Below are 19,022 nucleotides of genomic sequence, written 5' to 3'. Positions count from 1 at the left end.
TCCATTTTACAGATTTGAAAATGCCCGCCCCCATATAGATAATAATTTCAAAATGAATATTCATCATATTATTTTTGGAACAATGTGCGTTTAAATATAAATTAACCGATTCCTAATATAATCAGGAATCGGTTAGATTTGTATATTTACTAGAGAAGGAATGTCATCTTTTAATGAAGTGTTATTTCTGGAAAATATGTTTTATTTTTTCACCTGGAACGTTACTTCCTCCTCTTCCTTTTACATCTTCAATCATCATTGTAACAATCATGTTTGGCGCATTTGCATCGAAAGCTGCAAACCATCCCAGTTCTTTTCCGTCTGCTTCTTTCGACTCTTTCAGTTCTGCTGTACCAGTTTTACCAGCAAGAGTTACACCATCAACTTTAGCAATTCTCCCCGCGCCATCAGGGTCATTAATGACTTTTATTAATGCACTCTGTAATATCTCTTGATTCTTTTTAGAAACGACTTTTTCTTTCCAATTCCCTGTTACTTTTGTTTCTTTTAAAAGATGAGGCGACGGGATATTTCCCTCATTCACAATCGGTGCATATGTTAGTGCTAAATGAAGTGGTGTCATTAATACTTGTCCTTGTCCATATCCCGTATCTGCAAGTTGAATATCATTTTTTATTCCATCTCTTGCAATGATTGAAATAGGAAATTCGTATTCGATTGGTAATTTTTCATGAAATCCGTATTTCTTAAATTCATTTACATACTGATCTTTTCCCATTTTCAAAGCTTGTTGAGCAAAATAAATATTATCAGAATACTTCATTGCCTTATCAAAATTAATTGGACTAGCTTCCTTCACACGCGTTACATAGTAATTTCCCCAAGATGAATCCTTTGTCCACTTCAATCCTTGAATTTTAAATTCTTCCTTAGGGTTTATTGTGTTTGTTTCCAAACCAATTGCACCTGTAATCGTTTTAAATACGGAACCTGGTACAAATGCTTGTGTGAAACGATTCATCATTGGTAGTTTCGAGTCGTTATTCCATGCTTCTCGTTGGGCTTTTGATGCGCCTCTAACTATTGTATTTGGATTATAAGCAGGGCTACTTACAAGTGCGATAGTTTCACCCGTTTTAGGATTGACCGCTGCACTTGATCCTGCTTCATTTTTCATCTCATTAAAGATTTTTTCTTGAATTGCAGCATCAATTGTTAACGTAACATTTTCTCCTTCTTTTGCTTCTTTTTTTGCTACGTTTTTGATCTCTTTCCCGTTCTCGTCTTCCATAAATACGCGTCCACCCTTTTCACCACGCAATTTATTCTCTAATACCTTCTCTAAACCAGTCTTACCCACTAAATCATCTGCTTGATAACCCTTTTTTTGAAGCGATTTTAACTCCTCCGCATTCACCTTTCCTATATATCCAGTTAAGTGTGCCGCCGCTTCTCCTAATGGATACGTACGAATATTTACTGGACGAGAGGAAACTCCTTCTAATTCAATATAATCATTCTGTCTAGTTCCCTCTTTTAAAATACCAATGGGTACAAAGGAATCTGGTTTTATCCATTTTGCTGCGAGCTTCTGATCGACCTCTTCTATAGACATATCAAGTAATTGTGCTACTATTTCTTTCGTTTGCGCTGCCATTTCACCTAGTTTCTCTGGAATAATTCCAACCTCAGACGCTTTACCATTCGTTGCAAGCCCTTTTCCATTTCGATCATATATTTCTCCGCGTTTTCCTTGTTCTATTTGCATACGTACTTTGTAATCTTTTTTCATACCTGGAAAAATGAAATCTGGTGTCCAATCTATTTTCCAAGATTCTTTTTCTTTCACAAGTTTTGCTTCATGGATAAATGAAGCTGGTCCTCCATCCGTATCCATCTTAACTTCAAAAAGAAAAAGTTCTTTATCTTTAGCATTCTCTCCTTTCGTTTTAACTTTTAAATTCTTAACGCCAATACCTTCATAGATTTTTTGATATTTTTCTGTAAATTCTTTTTTAGAAATCGATTTTTTAGCATGATCTGATAAATGATCATACATATTTGCAAATTTTTTATCGTTCCATAAATTGATATATTCTTCAAATGCTTGTTTTGGCGGTTCGTTTTTATTACATCCTACCAACATAACTGCGAAACAAACGAAAAGCAGCATCCATAATTTTTTCAATTCAATCTTCTCCCTTAGTTAAAAATGATGATTCCTTTCTTAATTTATTTAATAAAAAATGTTTTAACGCTTAATAGACAGTGTAAGTAATGACATTGTTCCATATTTACACTAAAAATTTAATTTATGATTAAGCTGGATTAGAAGAGAGAAGTTTTTAAGCTCATACAAACAGAAGAAGCGGATATAATTAATGAACTTTATTATTAGTATTGTTTTAATAATTTCATTTAAAATATCTCTTAGTTTAGATTCTGCAATTCTATCTTTTTTGTATATACTTGATACAAAAAAGAACCCTTAAACAAAGGGTTCTGCAACAGAAAATATCAAAAATAAAAAGTTATTTAAACTATAATTTATAGGCACCCTATATCCTTCTTTTTCGTATTAAAAACCCCTGTGTAATATGTGCGACAGGAGTTTTAGTCATTCTACAACTTATTTAGAAGAGTCATGCACAGGTAAACTACTATGAATTAATTCAGCAACTTTTACATACCCTTTTGAATTTGGATGAATTAAATCCGCAGACCAAAGCGTATTGTCATTAACTAAAGGATGACTCCAAAAGTCAACATGATGAATCTTATACTCTCTACTCAGTGAACGTATAACATCATTTGCCTCTAATAATTGTTCCTTTATTACTTGTTTTTTTTCAGAAGCGAAAGGAAGCCTTACTGTAAAATCTGGAAGGTTTGCTATAATAATATCAGCTTCTGTTTTACTTAATTTATCTATCATACATTCCATATCATTCTTATATGCTTGATGATTCCAACGTCCTTTTAATACATCGTTTGCACCCGCAATTAGACTAACCAGATCTGGTTTAAAAGTTAATGCCTTTTCCAATTGCTGCGAGCGAATTTCTTTAGTTACTAACCCACGTTTTGCAAAATTGGCATATTCTATATCGTTTACAGACAGTTGAACAAAATGATCTACCCAGCTTTTTAATGCAATTCCCTCAACTTCATCCCCTATCCCCTCTGTAAAACTATCACCAATCGCTACAAATCGCTTCCACATATGTATTCCCCCTTTAGTATTAACCATATCTATACTATACAATAGGTCACAACGTAATTGTTATTTCTAAGTGGTTTTCGATTTCAATTATATTCCACTTTACTATATTTACATTTAGAATCCAAAATTGACCGATTCCCCATATGCTTAGGAATCGGTCATATTCGTATATTTATTAAAGAAATAAAACCTCTCTAGGCATTATACTTTTTTCAAAAAATTTGTTGTTCTTTGTTTTGCCCAATTGATACATTTCTTTTCGATTAAATGATACGAAACTATAGAAAAAAGTAGTGTCATTGTAATGCACAAAATAAGAAGGAATAAGATAGGTATCTTTGTATACAAAAGTTTAAATAGTACCATCATGATTGGAAAGTGGCACAAATAGATACTGTATGAAATTTCTCCTAAGTATACAAACACACTCTTATTTAAAAATGCTTTTACTTTAAGGTTACTCATGGCCATTATAATAAATATACTAACCCCCATTACGACACCCCAATCTTTTAATAAGAAAGTAGTATCATTACGGGAAATACCATAAATTAAAATGGAATATAAATATAAAATAATCCCTAGTGCAATAAGAAATCCTTTATTAAATTTTTTCATATTCCTATATGAGTAGATAAGTTTTTCCTGATGCTTAAAAAGTATCATCCCAACCATAAACATAGCTGTAAAATGCAGTGTATCAGCATAGCCATTATAAAACCCCTCAGCTTTCCCAATATGCAACATATTAAGAAAAACACTAATTAAAGAAAAGCTCAAAGCAAATAGTATCATTTTCTTCCAACTCAGTTTATAAAAAAGAAGGAATAAGAAAGGAAACACAATAGATATACGCATTTCTTGAGCCAATGACCAGATAACTGGATTATAATTTTCCGTAAAAAAGTTAGTAAGAAGCACAAAATGGTTTATAATATCTAATTTTGTTATAGATCCTTGCCACCTATCATAGAACCAATCACGTAGTCCTATCACTTCATACGGCGAAAATAAAATAAATAAAGCAAAGGTAACGATTATCCAAAAATAATAAGGAATATAGATTCTTACAAATCTCTTAATTAAATATCCCCAATAATTTGTTTTTGAATGATAAAGTGCCATAGATAACACAAAACCACTTAGTACATAAAAAACGATAACAGCTTCCCCACCCGCCCATAAAAACCTAAGCGGGGAAAATTTAATAGAATTAGGCAACGATGGTAGCATTAAACAAAAATGTCCAAATACCACAGTAAGTGCTGCTAATCCTCGTATGGAATCTAATTCTTTTATTCTCTTACTCATAAAATGTTCTCCTTGTAAATTGTAAATTTTGCTGTTCATAAAGGCCACTATACGAATGTAGCGGGATAATTGTACATATAGTTTCTTTAAATTCCTAATATAAGCAGTACAGAGTTAATTTGACCTCCATTTCTTTATATACATAATTTAAAACAAAATATTTAATACAAAGAAAAGATTTTATTAAATTTTTATAAAGTGAAACTTTAATCAGTGGGGGTTTTGTTCATCCCCCACTGATTATTAGTTGAACCAATCGGGCTTTTACGGGCAGTTGATCCCCCACCTAACTTCTTTGCTTCCGCTGAATTTTGAGGTGGGGGTCTTACTGCCCGTTAATGCGGGATAAAATCTAATTACAGAAATACGTATCGGATATTAATTTGTTATTGTCATTTGATGGAATAGTGGGTGGTTTTTCATCATGTAACTTTATGAAACTATCCTTGCACCAGAACCCTCTAAATCGAAAGATTCATAATAAACGCCATCCTTTCTGTATATTTCTACAAAAAGAATAGCGTTTTTTAATTTATGGACACAAATTTATGTTAGTTTTTTACTATATCAACCGCACTATCCCACATACCATTAAAGAAAGATCCGATTTTACGCATAAAACGTGTAAACCAATTTGCCTGTTCTACATCAGATTTTGTTACAAGGTCTATTTGTAATGATTTACCTAATAAGAACCCAGGATCTGTATTATCTTTAGGCGAGATAATCATTTTACTTACTGTTACACCTTTTTTAATAGGCGCTTCTTGTTCTTTATTCGATACTTTAAATTCTTTTTTATAAACATCTTTATTGCCCTGTGGCATTGGAAGTGAAACAGCTTGCTTCGTTTGAACTACTACATCTTTGTCTTTCGCATTTGCAACTCGCAAAGTTTCATACCCTTTTACTACTGCATCTTTTCCGTAGATATTCTTCACTTCAAAATTCGCAAATCCATAATCATATAATTTCTTTGTTTCATCAAAACGTGCTGTATGAGAGTTTGCTTTTATTACTACAGAGATTAGACGCATACCGTTTCTTTCTACTGTACCAGTGAAGCAATCACCGGCTTCTGGAGTAGTTCCTGTTTTCAACCCATCTACACCTTCGTATTGCTTAATTAAACCTTTTAACATCATGTTAAAATTCACCATATCAATTGGATACTTGCCACCCTTTTGAAATGTTTTTTTGGGGATTTTTGCTGTATCTAACATTTTGGGGAAATCTTGAACGAGACGTTGTGCTAAAATCGCACAATCTCTTGCAGACATTTTATTTTTCTCATCTGGAGTTGTCCCTTCTGGATGATGTCCTTTTAAATCATAGTTTGTTAAGCCTGTAGAGTTTACAAATTTATAATTTTTCATTCCAAACTCTTTTGACTTATCATTCATCATTTTTACGAAATCGGCTTCTTTTCCAGCAATTTCTTCAACTAAAGCAATTGTTGCACCATTTGCAGAGTAAATTGCCATTGCCTCATATAACTCTTTTACTGTATAAGAGCCACCATTTTCTAATGGAACGTTTGATAATGAGCGATCTTGTGAAATCTTATATGCATATTCAGAGATTTTAACTTTTTGATCCCATTTAAGTTTTCCTTTATCCACCGCTTCATGAACTAAGTATTCACTCATCATTTTTGTCATACTAGCAATTGCTAGTGATTCATCCGCATTTTTTTCATATAAAATTTTTCCGGAATTTGCTTCTACTAAAATTGCTGATCCTGCTTCTACGTCTAAAACAGGAACTGTTTCCGCTGATGCGCTCTCAAATGTAACAATTATGCTACAAAATAGTGTAAGCACTGTTACTATTACAATGAATTTTTTGTAAAACATACCTTTCAATTCTCTTACCTCCAATATCTTTGTACTCAAAAAAACGTTATTCTAGCATAATCCCTATAAAAATAGATAGTTTTATCAAATTCTATATACATATAAGACGTTAGGATCGCTTTCATATAGACCATCTCATCCAACACTTTTAGGCGCACCGATATTTTGTATTCCTACACGCATCCCTATTTTTCATACCTTTGTATTTTTCAAAATGATTGGTACTTTCATATTTTTTAGGATTACAATGAATAGACAATCTAAATAATGCGTTTGTTCCACATTTACAAAAAATAAAACCAGTGTATCCCGATTAAATATCGAGACACACTGGGTGCTAAACTTACTATCGTTTCTTCCATTATTCATATCAATGAACTCTCCCTCATTCTATTAATTATTTTATAAAAATAAAATAATTAACTTATCAGTATCATACCTACTACGAATGACCTATTTGAATTATTAAATTAAAAAGTTTCTTAAGTTTTAAAAAAAGCTTATGGAACCTTTCATTCCATAAGCCATTCTACATGATCGGATGTTCAACAATAAAGGATATCCAACCTTCTTTATATTCTGCATGTATATTACCATTATGAAGTTCAACAATTCTTTTTGAGATAGCGAGTCCCAGTCCATTTCCTTGATTATCTTTTCTTGCCCTATCACCTCTGAAAAATCTCTCAAATAATTTATTTGGATCGCTAACAGGTGGTTTCTCAGCTTTATTTGATACTTTCAAAATTGCCTTATTATCAATTACGTCAAGACATATTGATAATTCGGATGGCTTCATGCTGTAATTTATCACATTCATAAACAGATTTTCATAAACACGTACCATTTTTTCTACATCCATGAAAATAGGTATTGATTCTTCCGTTATTGATTTTTGAACAATTAAACTTTCCTTTTCAAATATAGGAGTGTATTCCCCAACTATTTGCTCCAATAAACCAGATAAATCAACTTCATTAAAGTTTAACTTGGCATCGTTGTCTGATAAACGGGTATACTCAAATAATTCATCAATTAGATATTTCAATCTCTGTGATTTTAAATAAGTGGTTTCGAGATATTCCTGTAATTGTGCTTTACTGTCGTATTGCCCTCTTTTTAATAAATCTACATAACCGATAATAGATGTCAATGGTGTGCGTAAGTCATGAGATACGTTGGTTATGAGTTCATTTTTTGTACGTTCCAATCGTCTTTCCTGTTCAAATGTATTCTCCAATTCCTTGGACATGTAATTAATATTTTGAGCAAGTTGAGTCAATTCGTCTTTTCCCTCGATCTCAATTGTCAAACCCAGTTTTCCATTAGCAATATCATTCACATTATCAGAAATGAGCTTCAAATATACTATTTTCTTTCGAACCAATATTAAAAAAATGATTATAAAAGTAAAGATCGCTAACGCGAATATAAGAAATGTAAGCATATTATTTTCAAATGCACTAAGATTATCAAAATAGTGATTTAGAGTTAATGGAATTATGATATATATAAAAGTGAGGATTGTTAAACCAAACGAAACAAAAAAACTAACTGCAACAGCACCAAGAAGTTTTATAATTATCTTATTTCTAAACCTAACCTTCTTCATATTTTGTACCCAATCCCCCAAATAGTTTTAATATAAATTGGATGTTTAGAATCTTCTTCAATTTTGTCTCTTATTTTTGTAATATGTACCATGACGGTATTATCCGATTTATAAAAAACCTCTTTCCAAACTGCTTCATATATTTTTGCAACACTCAGAACAATCCCTTTGTTACGAGCAAGTAGTTCGAGTATATCAAACTCTTTTGGAGTTAACCTTACTTCCGTGCCCCTTATCCATACTTGACGTGTATCTGTATTTACAGTCAAATCACCAATTTCTAGTATTCTTTTATCATTATCTGCATTTGTATTATATTTTTTAAACCTTCTTAATTGGGATTTTACTCTAGCGATTAACTCCAACGGATTAAACGGTTTTGATAAATAATCATCAGCACCAGTGGCTAAACCCTGAATTTTGTCTATATCCTCTGATTTTGCAGAAAGCATAATAATAGGCATATTTCTTTCTTCCCTAATCTTCATACACGCTTCAATGCCATCCATATTTGGCATCATAACATCCAAAATAATAAGATCGAATCGCTTTTCTTCTAACAGTTCTAACGCTTCAATAGCATCTTCTGCCTTTTGAGTTTTCAGACCTTCATTTTCCAAATATACAGAGATAAGATTTCTAATCTCTTTATCATCATCAACAATAAGAATTTTTGACTCCATATAATTCCTCCACAATTTTCTCGTATTGAACAACTAAAGGCATAAGCATGTGGTACATTTTTATACGCCTTTTTGTAAACCTGTAATTGAAAGAACAAAAATAATATAATCAGTATAAAAGATAACGTCTTACAATTTTCTTTAGATCCATTTACAATTTATATTTTTTTCTTCATAAAATTTAACTTTTAATAAAAAATAATTGCTTTATGACTCCTTATTTTAATTAATTTTTTTATTACATCATTATTTTATATAACTTATAAAAAGAAAAAATATCCTCTTCAATACGATCTTAAAGGATATTCTTTTTCAAATCTCATTTTTTACTTGTTACTTATTTTCACCAGTTTTTCTCCTTGTTCTAAAAGTGTTTCATAGTCATTATTCTCTTTAATTTCTTTAATTTTATTTTCAATTGTGGGTGTATTATTTATATTAAAGTACGTATTTAATACTTCATATGGTGTCTTTCCTTGTTTGATTGTACTATCTTCAATAGCTTCTTTCCATCGTATATTTGCTTTATCCATGCTTAATTCAAGCGCTGAACCAGTCTCATATTTCATATTCCGTTCTAAAAACTTTGGAGATTCTGCCTGTCCATTAGCAATAAAGTTGAACGCCTCCATAAAAGTAACATGATATGGCTTCTGTTTCTTTGCAAGTACCATAAGATTTCCACCAGTTAACTTACTATATCGATACTCTAAGTATCGTGCTGAACCTTCTATCGCTTCCGTTTTTGTTTCTCCAATTAATTGAGGCCATTTTTTCAAGCGATAGTTACGTACAATTGTCCAATCATATAATACCTTATTAATACTTTCTGGGTTCGTATCAATCATCGCTTTATCTAATAACTTAAATTCTAATCCCATTAGCGCGTAATTTTCTTTATTAATCGGATATTCGTAAATAAACTCTCCACCATTTGCATCATATGTCCAATCTTTTTGTTTATAAGCATGAAAAGCTTCATGTAATAAGAAAGACGAAAAATCAAAATATAAATCCGGATTACTAAACATTTTAGGATAATATTTCAAATAAAATACATCCATATCGTTCATATTTATTGTCCCAAAGTTCCAAGGAATCCAGGTAGAAATTGTTCTAAAATCAAAACGAGTTAAGCGATAGACTTTAGGTAAATGCAGAGAATTGGGAACTTTTATTTCTTTTGCAAAAATACTATTTTCTAATCCCGTTACATTAACTGCATAAGCTTCTTGTCTAAAGAATCCCCCATCTTTATTACTACGTATCAGAACCAATGGCATTTTTTCGAAGCGATAATCTTCATCCCAAAGTTTATCACTCGATTCTTCGAAGCTCTTATAAATAGTAGATAATTCTTTTAACATGTTTTGATCTGTGTTATCTAAAGACTTAAACTCAGTATGATATGTTTTATTTAAAATTCTGCTTCCCAACATACTTCCTATAAATATTACTAATAAGATGAATATTACCTTTAAAAATTTTTTCAACATACACTCCTTTTCTAAAACGATAATCCTTATGATGAATAAGGTTTACAAGTTTTATTTTAATTAACACTTTTTTGGTGCAGGCCTAATTTAAAATAATAACTACAATAGATACCATGAATACAAGGTAGTTATTGTAGTTAACAATTTATATTGGATGATAATTCAATTTTATTGTAAGGGATAGGGCAATCGTTCCTACAAATGAGGATAAATTAGTACTCAATGTAGGAACGATGCTATCTGGCCCCTTCATTATTAAGATATAGAAAGAATAGTATTTTTCTCTTTTAATTGCTTATATATATCTTCTTGTAAGTTATAGATGAAATGCCCCCCTACTTGTATTTACTTTTCTTCTAACACTTTCTGCCGCTCATTGCTGCATATTTGTATCTCAAATTCATTTTCTATTTTGCTTACATAGTATTTTTTCATTTCAGCATAACGGAGGGCAATTATGTCAATATTTAGTATACATAATATTATTACATTAACCTTCTTTCGGAAGTACAATTCTTTTGTACAATTGAACTGTAATCAAATAGTAAATCGAGTAAATCACTACGAAAATAATAATTGGTAGCCAAATACGAAAGTACGGATCAGCCAAAAGAACGCTGAACATGTTCATACCAACTAATATGTGAACAATACCCACAATTGCTGGGACTAAAAATACGAAGAATAACTCCTTATAAATCGATTGTATTAATAACTCCCGGCGAACACCGATTTTACGAAGCATTTGGTAACGTGTACTATCTTTGGATGCACCAGATAGAATTTTAAACATTAAGCAGCTTGCCATCATTGCTAAAAATGCAACACCAACGAAAAAACCCATAAACATTAATCCGCTGGCAAAATCATGACTCACAATATACGCTTGATACTTACTATCCAATTCTTCCGCTTTTACATTTTTATATTTTGCTATCTGTAATTCATCAAGTTTTTTCCATTCTTTTATGTATGATCCAAAATCATTTGTTTTCCCCATAAACACAGTACTTTCTTTACCCTTCAACTCATCGTAGATGTTTTGATCTACAATTTTTATTTCATAATCAGGATACACATAATTTGACTGGATCGTTCTGAAAGCCTGGATCCATTGTTTTGTATATGTCTCTCCTTTAGCCCGTTTTATTGAAAATGCACCAATGGGTAATTCCTCTGAAACTTTCTCTATGTTCATACCTTGTATGAAAGGGCGATTTTTCTCTACATCTTCTTTAAGATAATAAACATACTTATCATCCACTTTGTAATGATATTCTAGTTTTTCTTGAAATAAGATACCACCCAAAATTATCTTTTCTTCCGCTGTTGGATTATGAATGACTGAATCGTAAATTTCTCTTTGATCTGTCATGTTTAGGATGTTGTTTTTAAATGCCATACCACAAGCAATTCCACCAGCACCAAGAGCCACTAAGATTGCTACTGTTGCAAGCACATTTGTTAGACCATTAATGCGGAAATTTAATTGTGCAAAAGTAAAAGCATTGAGGCCTTTTTCACTACGTTTTTTATTACTCTTTAGCTTGTTAATCATAACTGGGAGAAGTGATCCGAATATTAAGTAAGTACCAACAGTTGCTGAAATTAATCCAACGGCCATTAACCCCAAAACAATTAGAGAATTTGCATATGACATATAAATCAATGATGCATAACCAATACCTAATAAAAGAATACCAAGGAATGCAATTACAACGGTCATTTTTCCTTTTATGGCAACACGTTCTGTTTGTTCATCTGCATGTACAAGTTGAAGTACAGAAATACGCGATAATTTAATACTATTCATAATTGCTGATAATACAAATAGTGCAAAGAAGAAAACGCAAGTAATAGCTATAGATGGCAGATAAAATGCTTTATAACCTTCGCCAGCAAACTCGAGTTGTTTCATTAATAGGTGACCAATACCTTCTGCAAGTCCTACACCAATTGTAATTCCTATCAAAAGAGATGTGCCACCTAATATGATTGTTTCGATAAACATAAGTAAGGTAACTTTATGTTTTTTTGCTCCTAACATCATATACATACCAAATTCTTTTTGACGAAGAGCTGATAAGAAAGAGTTTGCATATAAAATATAGAAAAATGTGATAACCGCTAACAAAAAGGAACCAATTTTAAATACAGACACAATATCCCTAATAGAAGAGTTAGATTCAAGGAAAGCTTTATTGGATGCTAGCGTTTGAAACATATAAAAAGTTGAAATAGAGACAATAAGACCAACAAGTAAAACAATGTAATCTTGCAACTTACTTTTTAGGCCTGACATAGAAAGTTTAAATAACATGATTGAACTTCCTTCCTTACGCTTTTTGTGTGCCTAAGTTTGCAAGCACGTCTAAAATTTCTTTATAGAATTCTTCACGGGTACCACCGCGATGAATTTCTTTATATAACTCACCATCTTGAATGAATAAAATACGCTGACAGTAACTTGCGCTGTAAGGATCATGCGTAACCATCATAATGGATACACCTTGCTCTTTATTTAAACTTGTCATGGCATTAAGTAAACTTGTTGCATTTTTAGAATCAAGAGCTCCTGTTGGCTCGTCCCCTAAAATAATTGCAGGCTCATGCACTAAAGCACGCGCTGCTGCTGAACGCTGTTTCTGCCCACCAGATACTTCAGATGGATACTTTTGAAGTATTGCTGAGATTCCTAACATATCAGCTACCTTCTCTACTTTCGGCCCAATTTTGCGTGATGGGACACCTTGAAGAGATAATGGAAGTGCAATGTTTTCGTAAATAGATAAATTCTCTAATAAATTAAAGTCTTGGAAAATGAATCCTAACTTTTGCGAACGGAAATCAGAAAGCTCACCTTGCTTCATTTTCGTAATATCCGTTCCTGCAATTTCAATAACGCCATCTGTCGCTTTATCAAGAGTCGAAATTACATTTAATAATGTTGTTTTGCCAGAACCAGATGGCCCCATAATTCCTACAAACTCCCCCTCTTGAATCGAAAATGAAACACCTTTTAATGCGTATGATTCATTCTCACCTTTTTTACCGTACACTTTTTGAATGTTTTTTATGTCTACGACTGGTTTTATCATATATATCCTCCTACGTTTCTATGATTGATAAGCTACTGTTTGGGTTGTTTCTTTTTCGTTTCCACTTGCAATGCCCCATCTGTAAAAGTATTAAACTTGCACCCCACTAATATATATCTTTTTACTTTTTAAAATAATAAGTCCTTTCATATTTTTGCAATACATAAAAATAGATATCAAGCCGGATAAATAGTATTTAATTTGGACATCCATTTTTAGGAATACACGTAATAGACAATCTAAGTAATAAATTTGTTCCTATTTAGATAAGAAAGCATTAGGTATTTTGTTAAGAAAACAAAATGAATTGCATAAAAAAAACCTTTTCGCTATCTCAAAAATAGAATCATTGCTGCAGATTTTATAAACTATATAATGCCCAGCTTATACATAAGTGCAAATGTTGCTGTCCACCAAATACTTCAGGTGAATACTTTTGGAATATCGCTGAAATTTCTAATATATGTGCTAGCTTTTTTCTACTTCCTAGCAAATACTTCGTGATGGAAAACCTTGAAGGGAAAATGAAGAAACAATTTTGTTCAATCATTTGAATTATAAATAAAACATATTAAGAACCACTGGTTATATTTCTTAATTTTTCTTAAGATAATTTATAAAAACTAGACCATAACAGAGTGATTATTTCTAGTACAAATAATAAAAAACTACACCCTATTTAGGATGTAGTTTTTCTAACTGATTTATTTATTTTTCACTTCATTGTTATAAAAAGCAAATAATGGTTCAATGGATGAACTAGATAAAAGCGGCATTGCCTTCTCAACTAATTCTCTATCCCAATCAAACCAACGCATTTCCATTAGCATATTCATTTCTGTATCAGTGAATCGTTTCTTTATTTCCTTAGCAGGATTTCCACCAACTATTGTATACGGCGGAACATCTTTACTTACGACAGATCCTGCTGCAACGATTGCACCTTCACCGATTGTAACGCCAGGCATTATTATAGCATTCATTCCAATCCAAGCATCACTTTTAATGACTGTATCACCCTTCGGTTCATATGAATATTCAATTTGCTCAGCGAATGGATATACTGTAATCCATTCTGAGTGATGATTATGATTACCACCCATTAAAATGATTACTCCACTCGCAATACAAACATAGTTCCCAATAATGAGTTTATCAAGATGCCATCCCATCTGTTCAATTGGATTGAACAGCGCTCGGGACTTAGCATCCCCCCACAAATACCTTACACAGCCATCTTCAAAATTTTGATGACCATAATAACCCGAATAATAGGAGTACTCTCCTACCTCAATAAGTGGATTTGTTACTATATCTTTTATATACTTTGTTTCTGACCAATGATTAAATAATGGATGCTTCATAACTTTATTCCTCGCTTCTAAGTATTATATATTTTGCTATTTACTTAGAAGCTTACTACGACTGCTACATTTTTTAGCTTTCTCAAACGACGAATCATTATATTCAAGCCTTTCTTTTATAATAAAAAAATCATAACGTGATAAATTACATAAGTCAAATTGTAAAATTATGTACTGAAACTTAAAGAATGAATTAAAATTTCAGCATTAAAACAATCGAGTTTTCAAATAACAAATCCCAATTACATATAATACAGATTTCTTAGCTATACATCTCGCTTCTTTCTTATATTAGCTTTAACTCCCCCGATATAGTTTTATTATTTATTAATTTGTCTGATAAATCAATAAATGTTAATATGATTATAGAAGATATTATCATCCATTAGATTTCACAGCTAGTTTTTCACAAAAACGATTTCTGAATCCTTAAGTAAATAGGAGGTTTAGAACATGAAACTTTTAAGGCAATCAACAATTATTGGTGCATTGACTGTTGGAGGATTTTTATTTTCGAATACAATTGGTACGCTCCCACCTGTGTCTGCTGAATCGCAACTTACACAAAAAGAATCACGATTTTTAGATAATTGGCGGTGGCAAAGCTATTTTTTATTACATCATAATGCAGATTTTATAGAAGAGTTAGCAGTTGGTGACTTAAAACATGGAGATACATTCGATGTTACTATATATACTGGTGGTAAAGATACTGGTATTGTAAAAATATATCAATTGAGTGGAAATGAAGATGATGAAATAAACTTGCATAGATATAAAACCATTTATGACTCAGGTTTAAAACATAATTATGGTAGATTTGTAACACCTATTACTAAGGCTTATAATCCAGGAACATATGTAGCTGTTATGAAACTTGGAGAAAATTATTATTATGGGGGCAGCTTTAAAATCTCAAAATAATTTACGTTTATCTCACCAGTAAATAAATATTGGATACTATTTTTTTAAACAAAAACCATTTTCAAAGCTCCTCTACCTTATATAAGATAGAGGAGCTTTTTGATTGTTTGCCCTTTTTAAGGTTTAAAAAATTCTTACTTTCTTTATAAATTAGCATTTTTATTCAATAACTGTTTCCACTTCTATAAGTTTTACCATTCAATATGCAATATTGCATATTTTATATGTTTACTCTTTAAAAATGCGATAATTTATTTATACTAATTTATAAAATTAATATTGAAAGGAGAATATTACATGTCTTTCTTTTCTTGGTCTCCTCTTATTTTCTTAATAGTTGTTGCAATTATCATTTCTATTCAAAAGGCTAAGAAACAATAATGTATTATTTGGAGGTGTAATAATGTCATTTGCAGCATGGAGTGCAATTTTTATGACTTTAATCGGAGCAATATCAGGAGCAATCTTTGGTACAATCTCCTCTAGAAATAAGAACAAAACTATCAACAAAAAACTCATAATAAAGATCAATACAAAAAAGTAGCCTATAAAGTTTTATAGGCTACTTTTCATTTCATCAATATTATTTAGCTAATTCTTTCGTCCCCTTCATTACATCAATAAAGAATCCCCAGTTATTCACAACAGAAGAAATACTAATATGTTCATCTGGAGTATGAACGTTGAAAATATCTGGACCGAATGCAATTGCATCTAAGTCAGGCATCTTTTGAACGAATGCACTACATTCAATACCTGCGTGTACAGCGAAGATTTCAGCATCTTTATTGTATTTTTCTTGATGCACTTTTTCAAATAAATTACGAATTTGTGAATTCGGATTGTATGGCCATTCTGGATACTCTGACTCTATTTCAAATGTTGCACCAACTAATTCGGCAATACATTTAATTTCATCTGCAACATGTTGTTTTAAACTACTTACAGAACTTCTCACTTCGTTACGTAATTTAATTTCATCTTGTAACGTTTCAATAACGCCTAAATTTGTTGAACTTTCTACTAATCCTTTAATATCCATGCTCATACTTTGAATGCCGTTTGGAATTAAAAATAATGATGAAATAAGTTGCTTTTGTATCTCTTTAGCAAATACTTTTTCTACTTTCTCATCCAATTTTGTAAGTGTAACGTGGACATCTGGATCAACAGCACGCATTTCTTCTTGTAATACTCTTGTCCAAGATTCTAGTTTTTCTTCTACCTTCTCTACATCTTCTGTACGTAATACAATTGTAGCTACACTTTCACGTGGAATTGCATTTGTTTTTAATCCGCCGTGAACTTCACTTATATCAAAGTGAATATTTACTGATAAATCATGTAATACTCGTCCTAATACTTTGTTCGCATTACCGCGTTGTTTATCAATTTCCATACCAGAATGTCCGCCTTTTAGACCACCAACATATAGACGGTATGCATCCATATTCGCTGGCGCTTCATCCCAAATCACTGAAATTGTTTCAACAGCTTTCGCACCACCTGCGCTACTTACAAGTAATTTATGATCTTCTTCAGAATCAATATTAATAAAGATTTTTCCTTCAAAATGATTTGGGTCAACAGCGAAAGCCCCACCCATTGTCGTTTCTTCTTCAGTAGTAATAACTACTTCAAGTGCTGGATGCGGAATATCTTTTGAATCTAATAATGACATTGCATACGCAACAGCAATACCGTTATCAGCACCTAACGTTGTTTGATTTGCATATAACATATCCCCAATAATTCGTAATTCAATTGGATCTTTTTCAAAATCATGTACGGTTGCTTGGTTTTTTTCACATACCATATCCATATGACCTTGAATGATAATAGCTGGTACATTTTCATAGCCAGCAGTTGCGTCTTTTTTAATAATGACATTCATTGCTTCATCTTGAATCACTTCTAAGTTACGCTCTTTTGCAAAGCCAACTAAATAATCACTAATTTCCTTTTCATTACCCGATCCTCTAGGAATCTTTGAAATTTCTGCAAAATGATAAAATACAGGGTGCTTTGTTAATTGTTCTAAAGTAGAATACATTTTTAAGCTCCTCTCAAAATGACAAAATAATATGTAAGTCTTTTATCATTATACCATGATTCGTTACTTTCCCTTTCTATTTCATACCTTAAAACCTATTCGTTAAATATTTAATCGTATAAAAAAAGAGAAAGAAAATGCACTATGCATTTTCTTTCTCTTTTTTTGCTTTCATATATTTTGAAGTACTATGATTCATTAATTTCTCTAACCGATTTATATTTTCCGTTAATGCACCTTTCACAAGAGAGAAATCTGTATTTGGTTCTTCTTTTTTTTCTTTAAAAAATGAAGACTTTTGTACATTGACTTCAGCCATCCCTTCTCCCCCTTTTCAAAAAGATACAATCTTCTATTTATATTATATAGCAAATGTAGAAAGAGTGTACACTTATGATTTTCTTTTTAATTCTTCTTCTAATTCTTCTACTTGCTGCAAAGTATCTCCTTTTATTAAAGAGAAATCTGTTGTATCTTCATTGTCTTCTTTAAAAAAATCATTGTCATAATCTTTTACCACTACGATCACCTCTACATGCTAGTGTAGGAATGATTGTCCAATTTTATTCAACTTTGTTGGATTTTGTTTTTAATTTATGTATAGAAGAAAAGGACAGAAAAAGATTCTGTCCTTATTTACTAAAATAACTATGATGTATTGTTAAATTATATACATTTTCAAAATCCCGATCTTGCAGGTTATTTTTCTTCCCATCAATAATAATGAAAACGTCACTTACTATTTTTGCTGGTATAATCCCGACATTTTCTACTTGCACCGCTTTCTGCTCATTCAATTGCTCGATATGTTCTAACGGAACGATAATACTAAATTGCGAGCGAATACCACGAAAGTTTGTATTTAATTCCTTCGCGGCTTCAAAAACAACAATTTTCGCACCAATCTTTTCCCCATATGAATCTAAAAATGCATTTAAGCTCTTTGTATATTCCTCTTCCGTATGCCATTCCATCGTACCGAATACTGATGGATTAACATTTTGAATAATTGTCGTGTATATTTCTCCTCTCGCTTTAGATGCAATTAATGATCGTTTTATTGATTGAACTGTCTTGCCAATATCGCTAAATTTCGCACCCCATATTTCTGAAATGTTAGGTGTTAAAATGAACGCAATATCCACAAAAATAACCATTGCAGTAAACATCAAAAGATTTTTCCAGAGGGTTAAATCGATTCCTTTTATCATGAAATACACAGTGACAGATATGATAAACAAACCATACCAAGTCTTTCTAATACGCTGCTTTTTCTCCTCGTACAACTCCTCATTTTTCCAATAAAAGAAAACAAGGACTACAAAGACAATCACTAAAACAAATAAGCCAATTCGAATGTTAGAGATCATTAATCACATCACCCTCCATTCAAAAACTACTCACGATATCATTACATGCGCAAGCTGCTCTCTTTATGACA

16 protein-coding genes are annotated in these 19,022 nt (G+C 31.7%); 2 read left to right on the top strand and 14 right to left on the bottom strand.

Translation table 11 applies throughout. From position 1 onward, the window contains the following. Window positions 1-181: 181 nt before the first annotated feature. The 10 genes from KVT31_RS21355 to KVT31_RS21310 all read right to left on the bottom strand — a co-directional run bounded on the left by KVT31_RS21355 (window position 182) and on the right by KVT31_RS21310 (window position 14,604). A complete protein-coding gene (locus KVT31_RS21355) occupies window positions 182-2,149 on the bottom strand; it encodes a penicillin-binding transpeptidase domain-containing protein (RefSeq protein WP_217613641.1) in 1,968 nt (655 codons plus the stop codon). Window positions 2,150-2,590: 441 nt separating this feature from the next. Continuing rightward, on the bottom strand, window positions 2,591-3,211 hold the full coding sequence (locus tag KVT31_RS21350) for an SGNH/GDSL hydrolase family protein (protein WP_141532581.1): 621 nt from the start codon (window positions 3,209-3,211) through the stop codon (window positions 2,591-2,593). A 174-nt stretch (window positions 3,212-3,385) separates the two neighbouring features. Continuing rightward, window positions 3,386-4,534, bottom strand: coding sequence for an acyltransferase family protein (locus KVT31_RS21345; protein ID WP_098342455.1), 1,149 nt, complete (start codon window positions 4,532-4,534; stop codon window positions 3,386-3,388). Between the two features lie 512 nt (window positions 4,535-5,046). Continuing rightward, window positions 5,047-6,360 (bottom strand): D-alanyl-D-alanine carboxypeptidase family protein, encoded by a 1,314-nt coding sequence (locus tag KVT31_RS21340; protein WP_301291528.1) that lies wholly within the window; start codon window positions 6,358-6,360, stop codon window positions 5,047-5,049. Between the two features lie 520 nt (window positions 6,361-6,880). Beyond that, entirely contained in the window at window positions 6,881-7,963 is a 1,083-nt protein-coding gene (locus KVT31_RS21335) for a HAMP domain-containing sensor histidine kinase (RefSeq protein ID WP_217613640.1), read from the bottom strand. Next, complete coding sequence (locus tag KVT31_RS21330) at window positions 7,960-8,646, bottom strand: response regulator transcription factor (protein WP_217613639.1); 687 nt, start codon at window positions 8,644-8,646, stop codon at window positions 7,960-7,962. The genes KVT31_RS21335 and KVT31_RS21330 overlap by 4 nt, the downstream gene beginning before the upstream one ends. Window positions 8,647-8,972: 326 nt before the next feature. Continuing rightward, window positions 8,973-10,139: a hypothetical protein gene (locus KVT31_RS21325; RefSeq protein ID WP_098342459.1), complete on the bottom strand. Its 1,167-nt coding sequence runs from the start codon at window positions 10,137-10,139 to the stop codon at window positions 8,973-8,975. A 493-nt stretch (window positions 10,140-10,632) separates the two neighbouring features. Continuing rightward, window positions 10,633-12,462 (bottom strand): FtsX-like permease family protein, encoded by a 1,830-nt coding sequence (locus tag KVT31_RS21320; RefSeq protein ID WP_217613638.1) that lies wholly within the window; start codon window positions 12,460-12,462, stop codon window positions 10,633-10,635. A 16-nt stretch (window positions 12,463-12,478) separates the two neighbouring features. After that, complete coding sequence (locus KVT31_RS21315) at window positions 12,479-13,240, bottom strand: ABC transporter ATP-binding protein (protein WP_217613637.1); 762 nt, start codon at window positions 13,238-13,240, stop codon at window positions 12,479-12,481. A 704-nt stretch (window positions 13,241-13,944) separates the two neighbouring features. Beyond that, a complete protein-coding gene (locus KVT31_RS21310; protein ID WP_098342462.1) occupies window positions 13,945-14,604 on the bottom strand; it encodes a CatB-related O-acetyltransferase in 660 nt (219 codons plus the stop codon). Between the two features lie 453 nt (window positions 14,605-15,057). Between KVT31_RS21310 and KVT31_RS21305 the strand changes: the two genes are divergently transcribed. Then, a complete protein-coding gene (locus KVT31_RS21305) occupies window positions 15,058-15,528 on the top strand; it encodes a DUF5065 family protein (RefSeq protein ID WP_098342463.1) in 471 nt (156 codons plus the stop codon). A 337-nt stretch (window positions 15,529-15,865) separates the two neighbouring features. Beyond that, window positions 15,866-16,072 (top strand): hypothetical protein, encoded by a 207-nt coding sequence (locus KVT31_RS21300; RefSeq protein ID WP_098342464.1) that lies wholly within the window; start codon window positions 15,866-15,868, stop codon window positions 16,070-16,072. Window positions 16,073-16,111: 39 nt separating this feature from the next. Here the strand turns inward: KVT31_RS21300 and pepD are convergent, their stop codons facing one another. From pepD to KVT31_RS21280, 4 genes are all read right to left on the bottom strand, one after another. Next, entirely contained in the window at window positions 16,112-17,581 is a 1,470-nt protein-coding gene (gene pepD / locus KVT31_RS21295) for a beta-Ala-His dipeptidase (protein ID WP_098342465.1), read from the bottom strand. Window positions 17,582-17,723: 142 nt separating this feature from the next. After that, window positions 17,724-17,900, bottom strand: coding sequence for a stage II sporulation protein SB (spoIISB, locus tag KVT31_RS21290; protein ID WP_217613636.1), 177 nt, complete (start codon window positions 17,898-17,900; stop codon window positions 17,724-17,726). 72 nt (window positions 17,901-17,972) lie between these two features. Then, the gene (locus KVT31_RS21285; RefSeq protein WP_000237818.1) at window positions 17,973-18,101 is read right to left on the bottom strand and encodes a hypothetical protein; all 129 of its coding nucleotides are present in this window, start codon (window positions 18,099-18,101) and stop codon (window positions 17,973-17,975) included. A 112-nt stretch (window positions 18,102-18,213) separates the two neighbouring features. Next, the gene (locus tag KVT31_RS21280; RefSeq protein WP_098342467.1) at window positions 18,214-18,951 is read right to left on the bottom strand and encodes a type II toxin-antitoxin system SpoIISA family toxin; all 738 of its coding nucleotides are present in this window, start codon (window positions 18,949-18,951) and stop codon (window positions 18,214-18,216) included. Between the last annotated feature and the right edge of the window lie 71 nt (window positions 18,952-19,022).

Source organism: Bacillus sp. GbtcB14, from assembly GCF_019091205.1.
Lineage (GTDB): Bacteria > Bacillota > Bacilli > Bacillales > Bacillaceae_G > Bacillus_A > Bacillus_A cereus_AG.
Note: the sequence above shows the minus strand (reverse complement) of the source record. Positions and strands in the feature narration are given on the sequence as shown.